This is a genomic window from Cytobacillus mangrovibacter (assembly GCF_042865275.1).
In the GTDB taxonomy this organism is placed as follows: Bacteria; Bacillota; Bacilli; order Bacillales; family Cytobacillaceae; genus Cytobacillus; species Cytobacillus mangrovibacter.
Genome location: NZ_JBIACJ010000002.1, coordinates 468794 through 488813, shown reverse-complemented (window position 1 = coordinate 488813; position 20020 = coordinate 468794). Strand labels below are relative to the sequence as shown.

The window sequence follows — 20020 nt, the reverse complement described above, 5'->3', positions numbered from 1 at the left end:
ACACTCACTTTCAACATTAAATCTAGGAAAAATAGTTATATAAAGTGAAACTCCAACAACCTTATTGAGAAATAATAATCATGAATTAAATATGATTTCAGATTATCAATAAATCAAATTAGTACAAGCTTGTACCCACTAAATTATATTATACCTATTCCGGCAATTTGTTAAGTTTTATATGAAAAAAAATTTAAGACAATAAAAATAGCACCAACTTATATAGAAGGTGCATTAAAGTTTATTTAACCTTGTTTCTTCCTATTTAATATGGATAATTCCCATAAGGGTAATAAGGCGTTGGATAAGGTACAGGTGCTGGATAAGCAGATGGATATGGTGCTGGGTATGGATACGGATACGGGTAACTACCATAGCCAATGCCTGGTGATGCCAACGCTCCTACAGTTAGTCCACCTAACACCCCGCCTAAAAATGGTGCTCCAATACCGCCAAACCCTTGGTTAATTCCGCCATGGTGACCCCCTCCGTGATGTCCTCCTCCATGATTTCCACCATGGTGACCTCCACCATGATTTCCACCATGATGACCTCCACCATGATTTCCGCCGTGGTGACCCCCTCCATGATGCCCGCCGTGATTGTTTCTATGATTCATCATCTTTGATTCATCCCCCCACTTTAATTATTCATTCTCTTGTAATGTATGCAGGATAGATGTCCAATGAATGGGCGAACTTAGTTAGGTTAAAAGCAAACGATGTAACAATTGCCACAAAAAGTAGAGCAATCGTTACATCTATATTAATAAATACTATTGTGATAACTGACTCATGCCATTAAAGGATTGACTCTTAGAAGAATCTAATTTTTCTTGATAATACATCCACATAACAATAATTAAGCTAGCCAATGCTACTTGTGATAATGCCATGAAGCCAATCGCATAATGGCCAGTCAGATTAAATAAGAATGAAAGCATCAGCGGTGGGAAGAACCCGCCTAAACCTCCCATTGCAGAAACAATTCCATTAACAATTCCTGCTTGTTTTGAAAAATACATCGGTACTAATTTAAAGATCGTTCCATTCCCAATGCCTGCACAGAAAGCGATAGTCAAGCATCCGATAGAATAAAACGTTAATGTAGGATTGAATGCCAATAAGATTCCTGATAGAGTTAACCCAGCAAACACAAGCATTAAAATCTTAAAGGAGTTAAACTTATCACCTAGCCAGCCGCCTAATGGACGGACAAAAGTTGCAATCGCAATGAATCCTGCTGTTCGTAATCCGGCATCTACCTTATCCAATTCAAAATGTGCCACGAGGAAATTTGGCAAATAGATTGTAAATGCAACAAATGCACCGAAAGTTAAGAAATAAAACAAGCTTAAACACCATAATTTTTCATTTTTATAAACACTTTTGATTTGATCCTTAAGCGGTGTAACAACTTTTGGTTCATTCTTATCCCCTAAGAAAAAGTTTATTACTGCTACAACTAATACAATAATTAAAAATAGCTGGACAGTTGTTTGCCATCCTATTTGAGTCGCAATCACCGGAGCAGCAAATGTTGTTAGCGCTGTTCCAACATTTCCAACACCATAAATCCCGTTAACAAAGCCATGGCGTTCCTTAGGATAATATTTTGGTAATGATGTAACTCCTACTGAAAACACAGCCCCGCTTATCCCCAAGAATAGTCCGCCTATAAGCAAGTCAGTGAATGAGTTCGAGATACTAATATAGTAGATTGGGAATAACAACAAGATAAAGCTGATTGAAAATAGTTTTCTCGCACCAAAACGATTGGTCCAGTAGCCAATTGGAATTCTTAACACGGAACCGAGTACAACAGGGATGGCTGTTACTAATGCTAATTGATTAGCGGATAATTGGATTTCCTCTTTAATAAATGGCATTAATGCTGACAAAATAACCCATACCATGAAGCCGCCAATTAAACTAAATGTTTGAAGAGGTAATTGTATCGCTTTCGCTTTCATTTGAAAGTTCCCCTTTCGACCCTACCTTTTTCCAAAGCAGGATACTTAAAATCCTTATTTGAGTACATAGTAAAAAAATTGAGGATTTAAAGATGTGAAGAGGTTCACATTTTATTTGATGTTCATAAATTCTTCACAGTTTTGTACAGACCGTTTTCACATCTATCTATGTTAATATATAGTTAACAACACGGATAGATTTATTATTAAAAGGTGGGAAGCATATGGCTCAACCAATGAAACCAACACACTCAATTGAGATAAAAGAACTTCTTCATCTTGCTGATCGTACAATTAAAACGGTTAAAGGCCAGTATTTATTTCAAGAAGGGGAAAAAGCAGAAGAATTATACTTGATTATTTCTGGAAAAATCCAAATAAGCAAGATCACGAAGGATGGACGGGAACTAGCCTTGCGAATATGCAGCGATAATGATCTTTGTGGTGAATTAACTTTATTTACCCATTCACCAAGATACCTTCTAAGCGCTCTTGTCCTTGAAGAGGGTGAAATCGCCGTAATTAAAAGTGAGGTTATTGAAAGGGAACTCTTTCAAAATAGTGCACTCGCATTTGAATTTATGAAATGGATGAGCGACCATTTCCGCAGGACACAAACCAAATTCCGTGACCTTGTACTAAATGGAAAAAAGGGTGCATTATACTCAACAATCATACGTATGACCAATAGCTACGGGATCAAAAAGAGTGACGGCAGCATATTGATTAATCTGCCTTTAACCAACCAGGAGCTTGGCAATTTTTGTGGAACATCAAGAGAAAGTACGAATCGACTTTTAAATGAGTTAAAGCGAGAGGGGATAATCTCCATAAAAAAGGGGAAAATTACCGTTCATGACCTTAAATTTTTGAAGGATGAAATTGGCTGTGAAAACTGTCCTATTGTTTATTGTAGTATAGAATAAAGTACAAATGACACAGATCGTTTATGGTGTTGATTTAGCAAATCACACCATAAACGATCTGCATTTTTTCAAACCAACTTTCGATTCCAAAAGCGATGAGCAGCTATAGCTTTAATAAATTCACTTGTAAACCATTCCATATCATCTGCCATGACCACACCTACGCCATCCCCAATGCCATCCGATTCCAGCCACTGCTTTCCTTCATGCGTGGCACCTAAAGGCTTATAATGGGTAAATGCTTCATATATGAAGTATGCAGCATCTTTATTAAACTTCTTACTATCACTACTGCCCCTGACAATATAAACTGCATCAAACAAAACCGAATCTGTCGTTAAGAAGGTATGGTCAACTGTCAGTTCTATTCCACCAGTACCTCTCACTTTCCCTTGCCTTTCACTTATGATTTCTGCCAACACTCCATTAGCTTTTAATTTTTCCAACACTAATTTCACGTCATGCCCATTAAATCCATTTGTAAGAATAACTGCAACCTTTCGTGTATCTGGCTTTTTCTTAGTATTTTCCTGACTAAGCGCTGGTGAAGTCTTTTTTATATCAGATCCACCACCTTTTGGCGGGACGGCTCCGATATTGATTGCAAATGCTGTTGCCAATTCCAGACTTACATTAGCAAACATATCGACAACTTGCTGCTTTACTGATTCATTTTTCACTTTTCCAAGTTCAAAGCTAAAAGCATCAATAATATGCATTTTTTCGGGTTTGCTCATACTGTTCCAGAATAGCGTAGCTTGTGAGAAGTGATCCTTAAAGCTTTCGCTTCTAGCGCGGATTTTCTTGCCCTCTACCTTTTCCTGATAATGGACATAGCCGCCTTCCTGTTCACTCGCTGTGCTTGGGGTATTTCCAGCTAATGAGTTTCTATGATAATTGACCTTCCCAATATTAATTGTTTGACGTCCATATCCATCACGCTGATTATTGTGGAAGGGACATACCGGTCTGTTAATTGGCAGCTCATGAAAATTCGGTCCGCCAAGACGAATGAGTTGCGTATCAGTATATGAAAATAAACGGGCTTGCAGTAAAGGGTCATTAGTAAAATCAATTCCTGGTACAACATGACCTGGATGAAAGGCAACTTGCTCTGTTTCAGCGAAAAAATTATCGACATTTCGATTTAATGTCATCTTGCCTATCAATTTTACTGGGATATCTTCCTCCGGCCAAAGCTTGGTTGAATCTAAAATATCAAATTCGAACTTAAATTCATCTTCTTCATCGAGGATTTGTACTCCTAATTCGAACTCAGGGTATACCCCTCTTTCAATTTCCTCCCATATTTCACGGCGGTGAAAGTCAGGGTCTTTCCCTGAAATTTTTTGTGCCTCATCCCACACAAGCGAATGAGTCCCAAGAGCTGGCTTCCAATGAAACTTCACGAAATAGGCCTTCCCCATCTCATTCACAAATCGGAAGGTGTGAACGCCAAACCCTTCCATCATACGGAAGCTTCTTGGTATTGCCCGATCAGACATAATCCACATAATCATATGAGCTGATTCCTGATTATTGGCAACAAAATCCCAAAATGTATCTTGGGCTGTTGATCCATTTGGAACCTCATTGTCTGGTTCAGGTTTGAAGGCATGCACAACATCCGGAAATTTAATTCCATCTTGAATAAAGAAAACTGGAATATTATTTCCTACTAAATCATAATTCCCTTCCTCCGTATAGAATTTCGTTGCAAAACCCCGGGCATCTCGAATGGTGTCTGCCGTTCCACGTGATCCATTCACAATAGAAAAACGGACAAATACTGGTGTTTTTACAGTTGGATTCTGTAAAAATTTTGCTTTTGTATATTTCTTCATACTTTCATATATTTGGAAATGACCGTGAGCAGCAAAGCCTCGTGCATGGACGACTCGCTCTGGAATTCGTTCATGATCAAAATGAGTTAGCTTTTCACGAAAATGGAAATCCTCCATTAAAGTGGGACCACGCTCACCTGCTTTTAATGAAAACTCATCTTCAGCCATCTTTAGCCCTTGATTCGTTGTCAGTTTTTTACCTTGATCATCGACCCTAAAAAACTCCAACTGCTCATCTTTGCTGTTTTCATTAATCTTACGCTTATCGCTCAAAATTCTCTCCTCCCCCTACTCATTACATACTATGAACATACAGAACATTTTATTTAGAAAAATGCTTCCTAGTAAGACTAGTTCAATTATTTGAAATTTCTTGGATATATTGTTATCCTAAAATGAATTTGTTTGTAAATAATGGAATGAAAAGGAGAATAAAAGATGAATTTTGTTACATTGAACAATGGATTACAAATGCCTCAGCTAGGGTTTGGTGTTTGGCAAGTAGAAGATGATCAGGCAGAAGTTGCCGTAGCAAAAGCCATTGAAGTAGGATACACATCCATTGATACAGCAATGATTTACAAAAATGAAAGTGGCGTTGGGAAAGCCATCGCAGCAGCATCCGTCCCTCGTGAAAAACTTTTTATTACAACAAAGGTTTGGAATAGTGACCAAGGCTATGAAAATACATTACAGGCATTTGATGCAAGCTTAGAAAGACTTGGCCTTGATTATGTTGATTTATATTTGATTCATTGGCCTACGCCAGAATTTGATCAATATGTTGATACATATAAAGCTTTAGAGAAACTTTATCATGATGGCCGTGTTAAAGCGATTGGGGTTTGCAACTTTGACATCGAGCATTTGGAACGTATTCTAAAAGAATGTGATGTCAAGCCTGTCCTAAACCAAATTGAATGCCATCCATATCTTGCTCAAAACGAGTTAAAAGATTTTTGTGCAAAGCATGAAATTTTTGTTGAGGCATGGAGCCCCTTACAACAAGGTGGCGCAGTCTTAAATGAAGAAATCATTCAAAAAATGGCAAAAGACCATGGCAAATCACCAGCACAAATCGTCCTGCGCTGGCATTTACAAAATAATTCGATCGTTATTCCGAAATCAGTTACGCCAGCCAGAATAGAAGAAAATTTCAATGTATTTGACTTTGAACTTTCTTCTATTGAAATGGAAGAGATTAACAAGCTTAATCGCAACGAACGTAAGGGTCCTAAACCAAGCGAAATGCATGTGAAATAAAGAAATAAAGTCGGTCCTTCTCCTATTTAAGGAAACTGGACTGACTTTTTTTACTTAACTCAAAAACGACTACTTTCAGTTCATTTAAAAGGATAATGTATTCAGCATATTTTACAGACTCGTCTTACTCATCAAGTACTTATTACATGCTAAAGCAGCCTCCCTCCCTTCTTTGATCGCCCAAACAACTAAGCTTTGTCCTCTGCGCACGTCTCCAGCAATAAATATACCTTCTATATTTGTTTCATACCTATCATTAGTTGCCTTTGTTTTCTGCTCTTTGTCTTGTTTGAGTGCAAATGCCTGAAGCACTTCCTCTTCTGGACCACTGAATCCAATGGCAATCAGCACAAGTTCAACGGGCCAGATTTTGTCCGTACCGGGGATTTCACGAATAAAAGTGTGTCCATGAGGGGCTGCTGTTTTTTCTATTTGAACTGTATGCAGTTCTTTCACATTTCCATTGCCATCACCTACAAATCGCTTTGTTAAAACGGAATATTCCCTTGGATCCTTACCTATCTGTACACTTGCTTCTTCGTATGCATAATCCAATGAGAAGGTATTTGGAAATTCCGGCCATGGGTTAGCAGTTGAACGCACCATCGGAAGCTGGGGGTGCTTCCCGAACTGCACGATACTTTTGCACTTATGTCGTAAGGCAGTTGCGATACAGTCTGCTCCTGTATCGCCTCCGCCAATAACGATGACATCCTTTCCCTCTGCAGAAAGATAAGCACGATCCATCAAGTTAGAATCTAGCAAACTCTTCGTGTTTGCTTTTAAATAATCCATTGCAAAATGAATTCCCTTTAACTCTCTTCCTTCTATAAATATATCTCTTGGCTTTTGTGCACCCGTACAAACAATGACTGCATCAAAACTCTCGCGTAATTGGTCTGCTTGAATGTCCTTTCCAATTTCCGTATTTGTAACAAACTGTATGCCCTCAGCTTCTAACAAACGTACTCTTCGCTCAACAATTCCTTTTTCAAGCTTCATATTTGGAATGCCATACATGAGCAGTCCGCCTATCCGATCAGAACGTTCATAGACAGTTACTAAATGCCCCATTTTATTCAGTTGGTCCGCACAAGCAAGTCCTGCTGGACCAGAACCAACGATAGCTACCGTCTTTCCGGTACGTAATGCAGGTAAGTTTGGAGTAATCCACCCTTCCTCGAACCCTTTATCAATAATGGCGCGTTCAATGCTTTTTATCGCAACTGCAGAATCATTAATTGCTGCTGTACAGGATCCTTCACATGGGGCTGGGCATACACGACCAGTGAACTCAGGGAAATTATTTGTTTTGACTAACCGCTCAAGTGCTTCTTTCCATCTCCCGCGGTAAATAAGATCATTCCATTCTGGAATTAAATTATTTGTTGGGCAGCCTATCATAGACCTCCCTAATTGAATCCCTGTATGACAAAACGGGGTCGCACAGTCCATACATCTTGCCCCTTGCTTTTCCAAGTTTTCTTTCGAAAGTGGCTGCTGATATTCACCCCAGTCCTTCAAACGGTCAGCAGGCTTCCTTTCCATTGGAGTTTCCCTATCATATTCCATAAAACCAGTATGCTTTCCCATCGATGCACTCCTTTCTTTATTTCATTAAGCTTAAAGTTTTTGACATTGGATCTGCTTGATCCGGGTTAAAAACATCTGCTATTGTTTCAATCTTTTTTGATTTTCGTTCCACTATCTGAACAGCATGTTTATATTCCTTCGGGATCACTTTTACCCATGTTTCTAACAGCTCATTCCAATTGTGAAGAATATCCTGTGCACGATTACTATTTGTATAATAATGATGTTTTTGAATAAGCTGTTTAATCTCCTCTGCCTCTGCTTCATCATTTACCGGCTCCAAATATACTAAATCCTGATTGCATTTTTTATGAAAGCTTTCATAATTCTCTGCAAAAACATAGGCTATTCCGCCAGACATCCCAGCTGCAAAGTTTTTGCCAACTAAACCAAGGATAACAACACGGCCACCTGTCATATATTCACAGCCATGATCACCGATCCCTTCTACCACAGCATGAACACCACTGTTTCTCACACAAAAACGTTCACCTGCCAAGCCGCGAATATAAGCTTCACCCGATGTCCCTCCATAGAAGGATACATTTCCAATGATCGTGTTCTCTTCGGGGACAAAAACAGATTTGGCTGATGGCTTTACAATGATTTTCCCTCCAGACAACCCTTTACCAACATAATCATTCGCTTCTCCTTCAAGGGTTAATGTCACTCCTTTCGGTAAAAAGGACCCAAAGCTTTGACCTGCTGACCCTAAAAATTGTAAGTCAATTGTATCTTCTGAAAGACCGGCCTGCCCAAAGTGCTTGGTTATTTCACTGCCCAAAATTGTGCCCACAGTCCGGTTAATATTTTGAATTGGAAAACTCGCTTTTACTTTCTTTTGCTGTGTAAGGGCAGGCTGGCAAACATCGAGAAGCTCTTTCTGGTCTAAAGAACGCTCAAGTCTATGATTCTGAGACTTTTGATTATACATTCCTCCACCGCTTTCAACAGTTGGCTTATATAATATCGCTGAAAGATCCAAGTCTCTTGTTTTCCAATGTGTTTTTGATTTATCTATTTGCAGCAGCCTATTTGTTTGACCCACCATTTCATTAATCGTTCGAAAACCCAGCTTCGCCATAATTTCACGAACATCTTGTGCAATAAAGCGCATGAAATTGACAATATATTCTGCTTCTCCATCAAATTTTTTGCGCAGCTCTGGGTCCTGTGTAGCAATACCAACAGGACAAGTATTTAAATGACAAGCACGTACGAGAACACAGCCTAAAACAACAAGCGGGGCAGTTCCAAAACCGTATTCTTCAGCCCCTAGAAGGGTTGCAATGACAATATCTCTTCCTGTCATCATTTTTCCATCCGCTTCTAATGCAACCCGGTCCCTAAGTCCATTGAGCATCAACGTCTGATGTGTTTCTGCAAGCCCAATCTCCCAAGGCATACCTGCATGTTTAATGCTCGTTTTCGGCGCTGCACCTGTACCACCTTCAGAGCCGCTTATTAATATAACATCTGCTAGACCTTTTGCCACACCTGCAGCAATCGTCCCGACACCCGCTTTCGCAACTAGTTTGACACTAATTCTTGCCTGTGGATTAACATTTTTTAAATCATGAATCAGCTGGGCGAGATCTTCTATTGAATAAATATCATGGTGCGGAGGTGGTGAGATTAGACCAACCCCTGGTGTAGAACCTCGTACTTCTGCTATCCAAGGATATACTTTGCTGCCTGGTAAATGGCCTCCTTCACCAGGTTTTGCTCCTTGAGCCATCTTGATTTGAATTTCATCGGCATGAACTAAATAATGACTAGACACACCGAATCGTCCTGATGCTACTTGCTTGATCGCACTTCCTCTTTGGTCACCATTTTCATCTTGAATGCAGCGGTCAGAATGTTCTCCCCCTTCTCCGCTGTTACTTTTTCCACCTATTCGATTCATGGCAATCGCTATGGTTTCATGTGCCTCCTGACTTAAAGAACCGTATGACATGGCCCCCGTTTTAAAACGTCTGCAAATCGAATCGATACTTTCGACTTCATCAAGTGGAATGGGTGTTGTTTGGCTAAATTCAAACATGCCGCGAAGGAAAATAAGTTGTTCTTCATTTGCTTTCTCAGCATATTTTTTATAAAGCTGATAATCATTCGTACGACAAGCATATTGCAGCATATGAATCGTTTCCGGGCGAAAAGCATGGGCTTCTCCTCCATGACGCCATTGAAAGCTGCTTCCACTCTCAAGTGATTCATCATGATTTTTTGAGTGAAATGCTTCATGATGTCTATTCAGTGTTTCCCTCGCTATTGCTTCAAGCTTCATTCCTCCCAATCTGGCTGGAGTGCCAGTGAAATATTGATCAATAACTGACGAATCGATCCCTACGGACTCAAAGATTTGTGCTCCACGGTAGCTTTGAATTGTGGAAATCCCCATTTTAGAGAGAACTTTGACCATTCCATTTGTTACAGCTTGAATATAGTTTTCAACAGCATCAGTAAACTCCAGTGGTTGAATTTGCTTGTTATTCAGCATCTCTTCAATTGTCGCAAACGCTAAATAGGGATTAATTGCATCTGCTCCATATCCAATCAGCATACATAATTGATGGACATCACGTGCCTCACCCGTTTCTACAATAATGCTAACTTTTGTTCTTGTACCCATCCTTACAAGATGATGATGAAGTCCGCTGACAGCAAGTAAGGCTGGGATAGCTGCAACATCCTTATTCATATTTAGATCAGACAAAATAATAAGTGTAACACCACTTTTGACTGCTTGATCAACTGAATAAAATAATTCATTTAATGCTTTTTCCAATACTCTTTCTCCATTTTTCACATGAAATAAAATCGGAAATGTTTTTGATTGAAAAGATGAATAGGGGTTTTGACGAAGCTTCGCCAACACGTCATCTGAACAAATTGGGGTTTTGAGTTGAATGCGCCGACAATTTTCTGGAGTTGGATTTAGCAAGTTACCTTCAGCACCAAGCATAGTTAATGTAGACATAACAAATTCCTCACGTATCGCATCAATTGGGGGATTTGTAACTTGTGCAAACAGCTGTCTAAAGTAATTGTACAAAAGCTGAGATTGATTCGAGAGTACAGCCAATGGTGTGTCATTACCCATGGAACCGACTGGCTCCTTCCCTTCTAATGCCATTGGTCCAATATGTTTTGTCAGTTCTTCATACGTAAATCCGAAAGCTCTTTGATATTGAGATATCTTAAAATCTCTTGCAATAGATGGCATTTTAGCTTCTGGCAACTCATTTATATGAACACTTTCCGCATTAAGCCACTTTCGATAAGGGCGTTTCCTTGAGACTCTTTGTTTCACTTCCTCATTTGTGATGATTCTCCCTTCCTCTAAATCAACGAGTAGCATTTTCCCTGGACTTAACCTGCCTTTTTCAATAATTTGATCGGCCTCAACATCAATCACTCCTGCTTCTGAAGAGAAAATGATTGTATCATCTGAAGCTATATAATATCGTGCTGGACGTAGGCCATTGCGATCAAGCATCGCTCCAATTTGCTTTCCGTCTGTAAAAGCTAAAGCCGATGGTCCGTCCCACGGCTCCATTAAATGGCTATGGTATTCATAGAATGCCTTTAACGAATCTTCCATTAATTCATCTTTCTCCCAAGGCTCTGGAACCATCATCATGGCTGCATGCGGAAGAGAATATCCAGCTAAAGTTAAAAATTCTAAACAATTATCAAATGACGATGAATCACTTCCATCTTGTTCAATAATGGGAGAAATTTCACTTATCTCTCTTCCAAAGGCGGAATATTCAATCATTCGTTCGCGTACTTTCATCCAATTTATGTTTCCTTTTAACGTATTTATTTCTCCATTATGAATTAAATAACGATTAGGATGGGCTCTTTCCCAGCTCGGGAATGTATTTGTACTAAATCTGGAATGAACAAGGGCAAAGGCTGAGTCATACAGTTGATCTTGTAAATCAACAAAATAAGCATCAAGCTGGTCGGGTTTCAACATCCCCTTGTAAACAATCGTCCTTGTAGAAAGACTTGCAATATAGAATGTTTCATTTCTAGCAATCTGATTGTCTCGAACGGCTTTTTCGGCCCGTTTTCGGATGACATAAAGCTTCCGTTCAAATGATTCTCCAGCTGATATCCCTTTCGCTTTCCCAATGAATACTTGACGAATAAATGGCTTGCTATTTTTAGCCGTTTCACCGAGTGCAGAATCATCTATTGGTACCGTTCGCCAGCCTAATAATTGCTGTCCCTCTTCTTCGACTATTTCTTTTAGTACACTTTCACATTTTTCCCGAAGTTTTGGGTCCTGAGGGAGGAAGATCATTCCGACACCGTAGTTTCCTGTTTCAGGTATATTCATGTTTCCACATTCCTTTAGAAAAAATTGGTGTGGAAGCTGAGTCATGATTCCTGCCCCGTCCCCTGTGTCTGGATCACTCCCTTGCCCGCCTCGATGCTCTAATCTAACTAGCATCGATAAGCCCTTTTTTACTATTTGATGTGAAGTGCCTCCTTTTATATTTGCAATAAAGCCAATCCCACAAGCATCATGTTCAAAACCAGGGTCATATAGTCCTTGTTTCACTGGGGGCTTGTTAGTTATCATCCTATCACCCTTCCTTAATCTGCGTATGACCGCATAAAAATAAGTTATCAACTTAAAATAGCGTAAATTTTCTTATTATTCATTCTATATTTAGATATCAATCTAATCAATATGTATTTTATATAAAAACAATCTAATTTTGAGATGAATCAAAAAGTACTGCTTTGTTTATACAAATAAAAAACTGCTATTTATGCTTCTTCTTCAAGAGCATAAGTAGCAGTTTTTTTTCGAGAAATTATTTATTCAATATCAAACACTTTATTTAATCGGGTTAATTCAAAAAGCTCCTTTATATTCCCACGAAGCCCATGAATCTTTACTGAGCCGCCTTTTTGTATACATCTTTTCTGAATAGCAATTAACACTCCTAATCCAGAGCTATCGATATAGTTCAATCCGCTTATTACAATATCTATGTTCTTAACCCCTTTAGCAATTTGCTGAAGAAGCCTTTCACGTAACTCTGTCGCTTCTTCAACATATAAATCCCCTTCCAATACGACCTTAATCTGGTTCGGATGGGTTGCTGAAATTTCTATATTATTGATCATGACTCGCAAACCCCCTTATATTTTAAATAGTTGAACAGATGTTTTAAGTTCCATAGCCATCGCACTTACTTCTTCTGCACTACCTGAAACAGTTTCGATTGATGCTGTTGATTCTTCTGTTGCTAAAGCAACTTCCTCCGTTTTGTCGGTCGTATTTTCCATGACAGTAGAGAGTTCATTAATCAATGAAACAATTTTCTCAGAACTTGCAACCTCTTCATCCGTTACATCTGTAATGCCGCTTACTTCTTTCGATGTTTCTGAAACAGCGGTAAGAATCCGATCTAATGCATGGCCTGCTCGTGCTACAATTTTCACACCTTGCTCAACTTCCATTCTATTCTCCTGCATTGCATGTACTGCCTCACCTGTACTACCCGATATTTTTCTAACAAGCTCAGAAACCTGATTGGCCCCATCATTGGATTGCTCTGCTAATTTACGTACTTCCTCAGCAACGACTGCGAAGCCTCGTCCATGTTCTCCCGCCCTTGCTGCCTCAATTGACGCATTCAAAGCAAGCAGATTCGTTTGATCGGCAATACTCGTAATCATTTGTGTTATTTGACCAATCTCATTTGAATATTGGTCTAGTGTCTGAATTAATTCCTCTGTTTGAGCCGTTCGGTTTCTAATCGTTTCCATTTTATTAATAGAATGATTCACAATTTCCTTGCCTTCATTTGCAGTTATATATGTCGTTTGTGAATTTTGTAGAGCTGAGGATGCTTTTCCTTTCGCAATTTGAATGAGAGACGAAAGCTCTAATAAAACCTTCGTTACATCCATCACCGATTGATTTCCCTTCTCGGTATTCTCTGCGACCTGATTCATTGAGAGTGATACTTCCGTAGCAGACGCTGTGACCTGCTCGCTTGAAGAAGCCAACTCTTCAGAAACAGCCGAAAGCTCTTCAGAAGATTGATAAACAGAAGAAACTAAATTTCTTAAACTTGTATTCATTTCATTAAATGAATTTGCTAGTTCACCAATTTCATCTTTATTTTTCACCTGAATGAGTTCACCTGTTAAATCACCTTTTGCAATTCTATGTGCCCTTGCTGAAAGTTTCATAACTGGCTGAGCAATCATTTTTCCTTCGAATAATCCAATACCAATGGAAAGAATCACAGCTCCTGCTATGATAATGAATAAAATCTGCCGTGATTGGTCGTACTCCTGTTGATTTTCTATTATTATATCTTCAGCAATTTGCTTTTTTATTTGAATCAATTCTTTTAAATTGTCACTCGCGCGATTAAAGGGCTCCTTCCCAAGTTTAATTCCCTTATTCGCTTCCTCATAATTCCCATTCCGAATGAGGTCAATATTTAGCGCTACACGTTCTGTGAAGACAGCCCAATTTTCTTGAAACTCCACAAATTTCGCCTTTTCTCCCTCATTCATTTTTCCTTTTGCATACTCTTTAATAAGCTCTTCTAAATATAAAATATTCTCCTCTGCTATCTTTGTTGGTGCAGGGTCTTTATTACTTTCTGCAGTAACCATTTGGACTCGGGTGTTTTCAGAGTACTTTGCAATTTCAGCAATCTGGCTTAAAGGTAGAACACTATCATTATGCATCTTAATTCCATTTTGATTGATAGAAGAAAGCGTTACTATTGCTGTAGTGCCAAGCCCTGCCATTATTATGACAATTATTAAATATGAAAATACCAACTTTTTTGTTAGTTTAGACATCTATCCAAACACCTCAACCCTTTTTGAGTCTATATTTTTTGCTAGATTTGAACCAATGCGTTTCATTAAAAGCAGTTCATTCCCCACACGATTATAGAACATCTTATCTGTAGCTAATTTAATAAGAGGAATTCCTCTCCCAGAATCACTCGAAAGCCTTTTCTCTAATAAAAGCTCTGGGCCATTAGCAATTCCCTTTAAAGCTTTACATACATTAAAACCCTTTCCTTGATCCTTGATTCGTATAATCAGCCGTTTGCCAGAGCTTACACGAATATTAATTGTAATCAATTTCATAGAATTGGAGCAAAGAGCATTATTAACCGCTTCATTAATGGCTATCTCCATAAGAAATGAATCACTTTCGCCTAGAATCTTATATATATCATTTTTAATTAAACCTCGTAGCTTGCGATATTCATCTTGTGTTTTAAATCTAAGCTGATATTCAATCATTTTACCCATCCTCCAACGTGTTTTAGAAAAATCCCGATTGCGGATGCATCATCTCTTAAATGATATGTACTTATTTCTCTTAACGAATTAATGTTCTTTTTTAAATCAATCGATTGAAAAGGATTCTCTATTTCAAATAAATCCATAAACCCATCAGTCATAAAATAAAATGATTCACCTGTTTCAATTGCGATTGTCTTTTCAGTAAAGATCGGCTCTTCAAAAATTCCCAAATATGGTCCTGCTTGTTTGATAATAGATATTTGTCCATTGATTGGCATTTTTATAAACTTGTTTATTCCAGCACAAGCATAGGTTAATAAACCATTTCGCATATCCACTCGAAAGCAAAGTGCTGCTGCGAAAGTATCTTCTAAAAAGTAATTCATTGATTCTCGATTAATATTTGAAAGCACATCCACAAGCGTGCTTCTATTATCAAAGTTTTGCTGAAATAAAACCCTCAATACAGAATTTTGAAAAGCCGCGGTCACACCGTGCCCCATAATATCAATGATATAACCTGAGAGAACACTCTTCTCTGAATCCCAATAATAATCAAAGAAATCTCCGCCAAGATATTTTAACGGAGTAAATACTGTGTCAATCTCGATCATTTGCAGATTAAGTGTTGAAGGCAGTAAGGTTCTTTGTAGGATTCCTGTTCTAATAATATCTTTTCGCAGCTTCTCTTCTTCTGAGATATCCGTTGCTACCCCGATATAGTTAATAATTTTGTCGTCTTCATCCCGTATAGCAATAATACTGAGCTTTTGGAGATACAAGCGCCCGTTCTTATGACGATTCCAAATTTCGCCTTTCCAATTCCCTACTGTAGTAATCCTATTCCATAATTGTTCGTAAAAAGTTTGATCGTGAAGATTAGATTTTATGACATTAAGGTTTTTCCCTAATAGTTCGGGTGCAGAATATCCTGTGATGGTACAAAATGCTTGATTGACATTGAGGATATTTCCATAAGTATTAGTGATAACTAAACCCTCATTCATATTTTGGAATATAGAATAAGTTAGTTTTGAAGAAGTGAACGGTGCTGATGATTGTTTCGCATTATTCCCACTATTCCTAATACTGCTATTTGCCACATGGCCCCACACCTTTTTATATCGTTATTCCTTATCCTAATTCCAATATTGTAATACTTTTTACCTATATATCCTATAATTGAAAATTAATGTTCACAATCATTTCATTTTTTTATGAATAATCAGTGAAAAAGTCAAAAGAAAAAACACTAACATCAGTCAGCGTCTTCATAGCGTCCATTCTTATTATCTTTCTATTTAGTCCATTGTTCTAGAAGTTGCTTTTTCTCTTGCTACCTCTTGTTTATCATACCAAAGCTTAATGTGGGTGAGGATTGAAAATAGAAGAAAAAAGTTCATCGCCCATACTGATATAAAAGGGCCAACTCCTCCAAATTCAATTGTTTGGTAGTTTTTAATAAACAAAACGATATAGGCTTCGATGAAAACAAGAATGAACCCTCCGATACCTGCTGCCGTTATCCTAACCAAGCCTCTCCCTCCCTTTTACTATTTATAATTATTATAATTTATTATTAGTAGTAATACCAATGATATTTATCACATTTTAGACATATTTTTTTGATAATTCCTATTGATTAATCAATTTCCTTCAAAATCAATAATTGTATTTTATTGTTCACAAATTTTCATCATTTGTGTGAATAACTTCACAACATTATTTTTTTCATGCGCATTCATGTTACTTTGTAAATATAGATATATAGAAATTAAATACTTCTTGAAAGGAAGCGAGATTTATGTTTATTAAATGGCTTAGAGAAAATCAAATTGCAGCTGGTTTACTAACAATTATTCGTCTTTATGTAGGTTATTCTTGGTTAACTGCAGGCTTTCATAAGGTAGCAGATGGATTTGATGCTTCTGGATTCTTACAGGGGGCCGTTGCCAAAGCATCAGGAGAAAATCCCGCCGTTCAAGGCTGGTGGGCAAGCTTTCTAGAAGGAGTCGCCGTTCCAAATGCTGGTTTATTCAGTTTTCTTGTTGCATGGGGTGAATTATTAGTTGGACTTGGATTAATACTCGGATGCTTAACAACAGCTGCTGCTTTCTTCGGAATGATGATGAATTTTGCATTTCTTTTCTCTGGAACAGTAAGTACAAATGCCCAAATGGTTTTACTAACAATTTTCATTCTAGTTGCAGGATATAACGCAGGGAAAATTGGTCTTGATCGCTTTGTCATTCCGTTTATCCGCAAGCTAACTAAGGGAAAAATGAATCCAAGGGACTCTATCGTATCTTAAGAAGAAAAGTGTAAGAACTTTTAAAAACTAAATATTTTATAAAGCAAAGGCTGTCGAGTAATCTCGACAGCCTTTGTTGTGTTAATTATTGCTTACTCGAAATATGCCCATTTGTATTGTGCATCTCCAAGTCCAGAAACAGTAACACCTTTTAAGTTTTCCACTTGTACCCAGTTGTTTGTATAGAAGTAAACTGGTGCAACTGGCATATCTGCCATGAACACTTTTTCAGCATCTTTTAACAGTTGTTGACGAGCATCATGATCGCCTTCAGTTGCTGATTTAGCAAGAAGATCTTGGAACTCTTTGCTTTCCCATCCAGTATCGTTATTACCGCCATCGGCATCACGGTACATTTCAAGGAAGTTGATAGCGTCGTTAAAGTCTCCTAACCAACCCATACGAGCAACTTCATAATCTAATGCGTGTACTTTATCAAGGTATACAGCCCATTCTGAGTTATCAAGAACAACTTCAATACCTAGGTTTTGCTTCCACATATCTTGGACTGCTTGAGCAATCTTTTGATGTGCTTCAGATGTGTTGTAAGAAAGAGAAATAGCAGGAAGTTCAGAAGGATCACTAAGTCCAAGCTCTTCTAAACCTTTTTGTAAAAATTCTTTTGCTGCTTCAACATCATTATCAGGGAAATGTCCTTTTTCATTCTCAGGGAACATAGACGGCGGTACGATACCCATTGCCGGTAATTGTTCACCTTGAAGGATATTATCAATTAATTCCTGACGATTAATTGCATGTGCAAGAGCTTTACGGATATTTAAATTACTTGTTGGACCGTCTGCTTTTGTATTGAATTTGTAATTATAAACACCAGCAATTGATTGAGTTGTCAAACGGCCAGAATCTTTTAAAGCTTGCATAGCATCTGTAGGAAGAGTACCAGTTGGTGCTCCAGCCCAATCAAGTTCACCGTTGTCAAACATAGATAATTCTGTATTTGGATCATTAATCATAATCATTTCAATCGTATCTAATTTTACTGTATCTGCATCCCAGTAATTTTCATTCTTTTTAAGAAGAATTTTGTCGCTGTGAGACCATTCAGACATAACGAAAGGTCCGTTAGATGTATAGTTATCACCAGCATCATGTGCCCAATCAGCATTCCCTTCAGCTATTTTGCTGTTAATTGGGAAATATGTGTAGAATGCTGTTAATTCTAAGAAGAAAGGAGTTGGGTTTTGAAGTGTTACTTCTAGCGTTTTCTCATCTAAAGCTTTCACACCAAGACTATCAGGTGATCCACCATTTAAATTAACATCTTCTGCACCTTGAATATAATAAAGCTGGTATGCATATTCAGATTGGTTGTTTGGATCTAACGCCCATTTCCATGCATATTCAAAGTCATTTGCTGTTACAGGATCTCCATTAGACCATTTCGCATCACGAATTGTGAATGTATAGACCTTCTGATCTTCTGAAACATCAATCTTTTCAGCCATCGCTTCTTCAGGTGTACCTTCTTGGTTAATTCTAGTTAATCCTTCAAATGTTTGAAGTAGTACTGCCCCAGAAGTAGTATCTTTTGCTAAAGCAGGGTGTAAAGAAGGTGGTTCAGTATTAATGTTAATTCTTAGATTCTGTGCAACATCTGGCTTTTCCTCAGCAGGTTCATTAGCTTCTGGCTTTTCTTCGTTATTAGATGCAGGCTCACTGCTGCTTCCACCGCCGCCACAAGCTGCAAGAAACATACTAAGCACTAGCAGCATACTAAAAAAGACCGATAATCTCTTATTCATGTTTTTCCCCCCTATTTTTTTCCCAAACAGTCTTTACTATTGCTACTAACTTAATAATGCAACCTTGTGCTCTATGTATTGTATTTAATAGCTAGTAATTATTTCTCATTAATTACATACTATATGCACTTTTGTAGATATATAGTTGCAGAATATTAAGGTTTGTAACAATTTTGTAAAAATCCATCTGTTAAGATTATTATAAATAGTCGGAAAACTTTATGCAAGTAGTTTTCTATTTTATCAAAAAGCAGTCAGTCCTAAATCATTCTTTTTGACTAGGACTGACAGTGTTTATTATTCAGTTTGTACTGCACAACGCTACTAAGCTATTGTTTATCCTTAAGGAGCATAGCCTTACTTTTTTTATAGTATTTCTTCAGAAAAAAATACACGAAAAAAATAAATACAAATGCAAGAATCCCAAGTACATATTCATTTATTTTTCCTGAAAGCAGACCTGCTGGAATCAATGATAATACAAAAAAGTAAACAAAATTCCCAATAATCGTTGCGAAAATAAAATCCTTTAATCTCATGGGACTTAGTCCAGCCGTAATATTAATCAAACTTGTCGGAATAAATGGAAATACTCTTGCTTGAAGCACATACAAGAAACCATGTTCCTTCCCTTTGTTCAACATTTCTGGTTTTACCTTCTTCAATATCCACTCTTGAAAGCCAAATCGAATTCCTATAAAGACGATCAAACTTGAGATAACACTTGTAATCCAGCTCCATATAAATCCATAGAAAAAGCCGTACAATGCAATATTTAAAGAAATAATCAATAGCAGGGGAATTAGTGTAAACGAATTTTGGATTATCATAATGATGAAGGTTATAGCAAGTGTATAAAATAAATTTTTGCCAAGAAAAGATGTAATTGAATCAATTTCACCAGCTTTTAACACTTCGTATAGCTCTGAGTTAAAAAAAACAATAATGGCGACGGCAATGATGGATAGCAGTATGAATACTTTTTGCCAAATTTTAATAATGCCACCCCCGCCTTCTTTGCATTACTTAATTAC

15 protein-coding genes are annotated in these 20020 nt (G+C 37.8%); 3 read left to right on the top strand and 12 right to left on the bottom strand.

The window, feature by feature from the left end:
• Positions 1-265: 265 nt before the first annotated feature.
• Positions 266-622, bottom strand: coding sequence for a hypothetical protein (locus ACFYKT_RS05860; protein ID WP_389216782.1), 357 nt, complete (start codon positions 620-622; stop codon positions 266-268).
• Between the two features lie 153 nt (positions 623-775).
• Positions 776-1972: a nitrate/nitrite transporter gene (locus ACFYKT_RS05855; protein WP_389216779.1), complete on the bottom strand. Its 1197-nt coding sequence runs from the start codon at positions 1970-1972 to the stop codon at positions 776-778.
• Between the two features lie 224 nt (positions 1973-2196).
• Here ACFYKT_RS05855 and ACFYKT_RS05850 point away from each other — a divergent pair, with 224 nt between their 5' ends.
• Positions 2197-2898 carry a Crp/Fnr family transcriptional regulator gene (locus tag ACFYKT_RS05850; protein WP_389216776.1) on the top strand — a complete coding sequence of 234 codons (702 nt, stop codon included), beginning with the start codon at positions 2197-2199 and terminating at the stop codon, positions 2896-2898.
• A 68-nt stretch (positions 2899-2966) separates the two neighbouring features.
• Here the strand turns inward: ACFYKT_RS05850 and ACFYKT_RS05845 are convergent, their stop codons facing one another.
• Entirely contained in the window at positions 2967-5015 is a 2049-nt protein-coding gene (locus tag ACFYKT_RS05845) for a catalase (RefSeq protein WP_389216773.1), read from the bottom strand.
• A gap of 165 nt (positions 5016-5180) precedes the next feature.
• On the opposite strand from ACFYKT_RS05845, the gene ACFYKT_RS05840 reads away from it, so the two are divergent.
• Complete coding sequence (locus ACFYKT_RS05840) at positions 5181-6005, top strand: aldo/keto reductase (RefSeq protein ID WP_389216771.1); 825 nt, start codon at positions 5181-5183, stop codon at positions 6003-6005.
• A 111-nt stretch (positions 6006-6116) separates the two neighbouring features.
• Here the strand turns inward: ACFYKT_RS05840 and ACFYKT_RS05835 are convergent, their stop codons facing one another.
• The 7 genes from ACFYKT_RS05835 to ACFYKT_RS05805 form a co-directional block, all read right to left on the bottom strand.
• Positions 6117-7598 carry a glutamate synthase subunit beta gene (locus ACFYKT_RS05835; RefSeq protein WP_389216768.1) on the bottom strand — a complete coding sequence of 494 codons (1482 nt, stop codon included), beginning with the start codon at positions 7596-7598 and terminating at the stop codon, positions 6117-6119.
• Between the two features lie 16 nt (positions 7599-7614).
• On the bottom strand, positions 7615-12198 hold the full coding sequence (gene gltB, locus ACFYKT_RS05830) for a glutamate synthase large subunit (RefSeq protein WP_389216765.1): 4584 nt from the start codon (positions 12196-12198) through the stop codon (positions 7615-7617).
• 242 nt (positions 12199-12440) lie between these two features.
• Complete coding sequence (locus ACFYKT_RS05825) at positions 12441-12752, bottom strand: STAS domain-containing protein (RefSeq protein ID WP_389216762.1); 312 nt, start codon at positions 12750-12752, stop codon at positions 12441-12443.
• 15 nt (positions 12753-12767) lie between these two features.
• Positions 12768-14453, bottom strand: coding sequence for a methyl-accepting chemotaxis protein (locus tag ACFYKT_RS05820; protein ID WP_389216759.1), 1686 nt, complete (start codon positions 14451-14453; stop codon positions 12768-12770).
• A complete protein-coding gene (locus ACFYKT_RS05815; protein ID WP_389216756.1) occupies positions 14454-14909 on the bottom strand; it encodes an ATP-binding protein in 456 nt (151 codons plus the stop codon).
• Positions 14906-16015, bottom strand: coding sequence for a SpoIIE family protein phosphatase (locus tag ACFYKT_RS05810; RefSeq protein ID WP_389216753.1), 1110 nt, complete (start codon positions 16013-16015; stop codon positions 14906-14908). Before ACFYKT_RS05810 ends, ACFYKT_RS05815 begins: the two co-directional genes overlap by 4 nt.
• Before the next feature lie 198 nt (positions 16016-16213).
• Positions 16214-16447, bottom strand: coding sequence for a hypothetical protein (locus ACFYKT_RS05805; protein WP_389216750.1), 234 nt, complete (start codon positions 16445-16447; stop codon positions 16214-16216).
• Positions 16448-16716: 269 nt separating this feature from the next.
• Here ACFYKT_RS05805 and ACFYKT_RS05800 point away from each other — a divergent pair, with 269 nt between their 5' ends.
• Positions 16717-17223, top strand: a complete 507-nt coding sequence (locus ACFYKT_RS05800) for a DoxX family membrane protein (protein WP_389216746.1) — start codon at positions 16717-16719, stop codon at positions 17221-17223.
• A 92-nt stretch (positions 17224-17315) separates the two neighbouring features.
• Here ACFYKT_RS05800 and ACFYKT_RS05795 read toward each other — a convergent pair whose 3' ends face one another.
• Positions 17316-18986: a peptide ABC transporter substrate-binding protein gene (locus tag ACFYKT_RS05795; RefSeq protein ID WP_389216743.1), complete on the bottom strand. Its 1671-nt coding sequence runs from the start codon at positions 18984-18986 to the stop codon at positions 17316-17318.
• Positions 18987-19315: 329 nt separating this feature from the next.
• Complete coding sequence (locus ACFYKT_RS05790; RefSeq protein WP_389216741.1) at positions 19316-19900, bottom strand: TVP38/TMEM64 family protein; 585 nt, start codon at positions 19898-19900, stop codon at positions 19316-19318.
• Between the last annotated feature and the right edge of the window lie 120 nt (positions 19901-20020).

Excerpts from the sequence above, each read along its gene's own strand:
- ACFYKT_RS05855 (WP_389216779.1), bottom strand. The coding sequence starts at position 1,972 with ATGAAAGCGAAAGCGATACAATTACCTCTTCAAACATTTAGTTTAATT.
- gltB (WP_389216765.1), bottom strand. The coding sequence starts at position 12,198 with ATGATAACTAACAAGCCCCCAGTGAAACAAGGACTATATGACCCTGGT.
- ACFYKT_RS05835 (WP_389216768.1), bottom strand. The coding sequence starts at position 7,598 with ATGGGAAAGCATACTGGTTTTATGGAATATGATAGGGAAACTCCAATG.
- ACFYKT_RS05815 (WP_389216756.1), bottom strand. The coding sequence starts at position 14,909 with ATGATTGAATATCAGCTTAGATTTAAAACACAAGATGAATATCGCAAG.
- ACFYKT_RS05820 (WP_389216759.1), bottom strand. The coding sequence starts at position 14,453 with ATGTCTAAACTAACAAAAAAGTTGGTATTTTCATATTTAATAATTGTC.
- ACFYKT_RS05825 (WP_389216762.1), bottom strand. The coding sequence starts at position 12,752 with ATGATCAATAATATAGAAATTTCAGCAACCCATCCGAACCAGATTAAG.
- ACFYKT_RS05860 (WP_389216782.1), bottom strand. The coding sequence starts at position 622 with ATGATGAATCATAGAAACAATCACGGCGGGCATCATGGAGGGGGTCAC.
- ACFYKT_RS05850 (WP_389216776.1), top strand. The coding sequence starts at position 2,197 with ATGGCTCAACCAATGAAACCAACACACTCAATTGAGATAAAAGAACTT.
- ACFYKT_RS05800 (WP_389216746.1), top strand. The coding sequence starts at position 16,717 with ATGTTTATTAAATGGCTTAGAGAAAATCAAATTGCAGCTGGTTTACTA.
- ACFYKT_RS05795 (WP_389216743.1), bottom strand. The coding sequence starts at position 18,986 with ATGAATAAGAGATTATCGGTCTTTTTTAGTATGCTGCTAGTGCTTAGT.
- ACFYKT_RS05840 (WP_389216771.1), top strand. The coding sequence starts at position 5,181 with ATGAATTTTGTTACATTGAACAATGGATTACAAATGCCTCAGCTAGGG.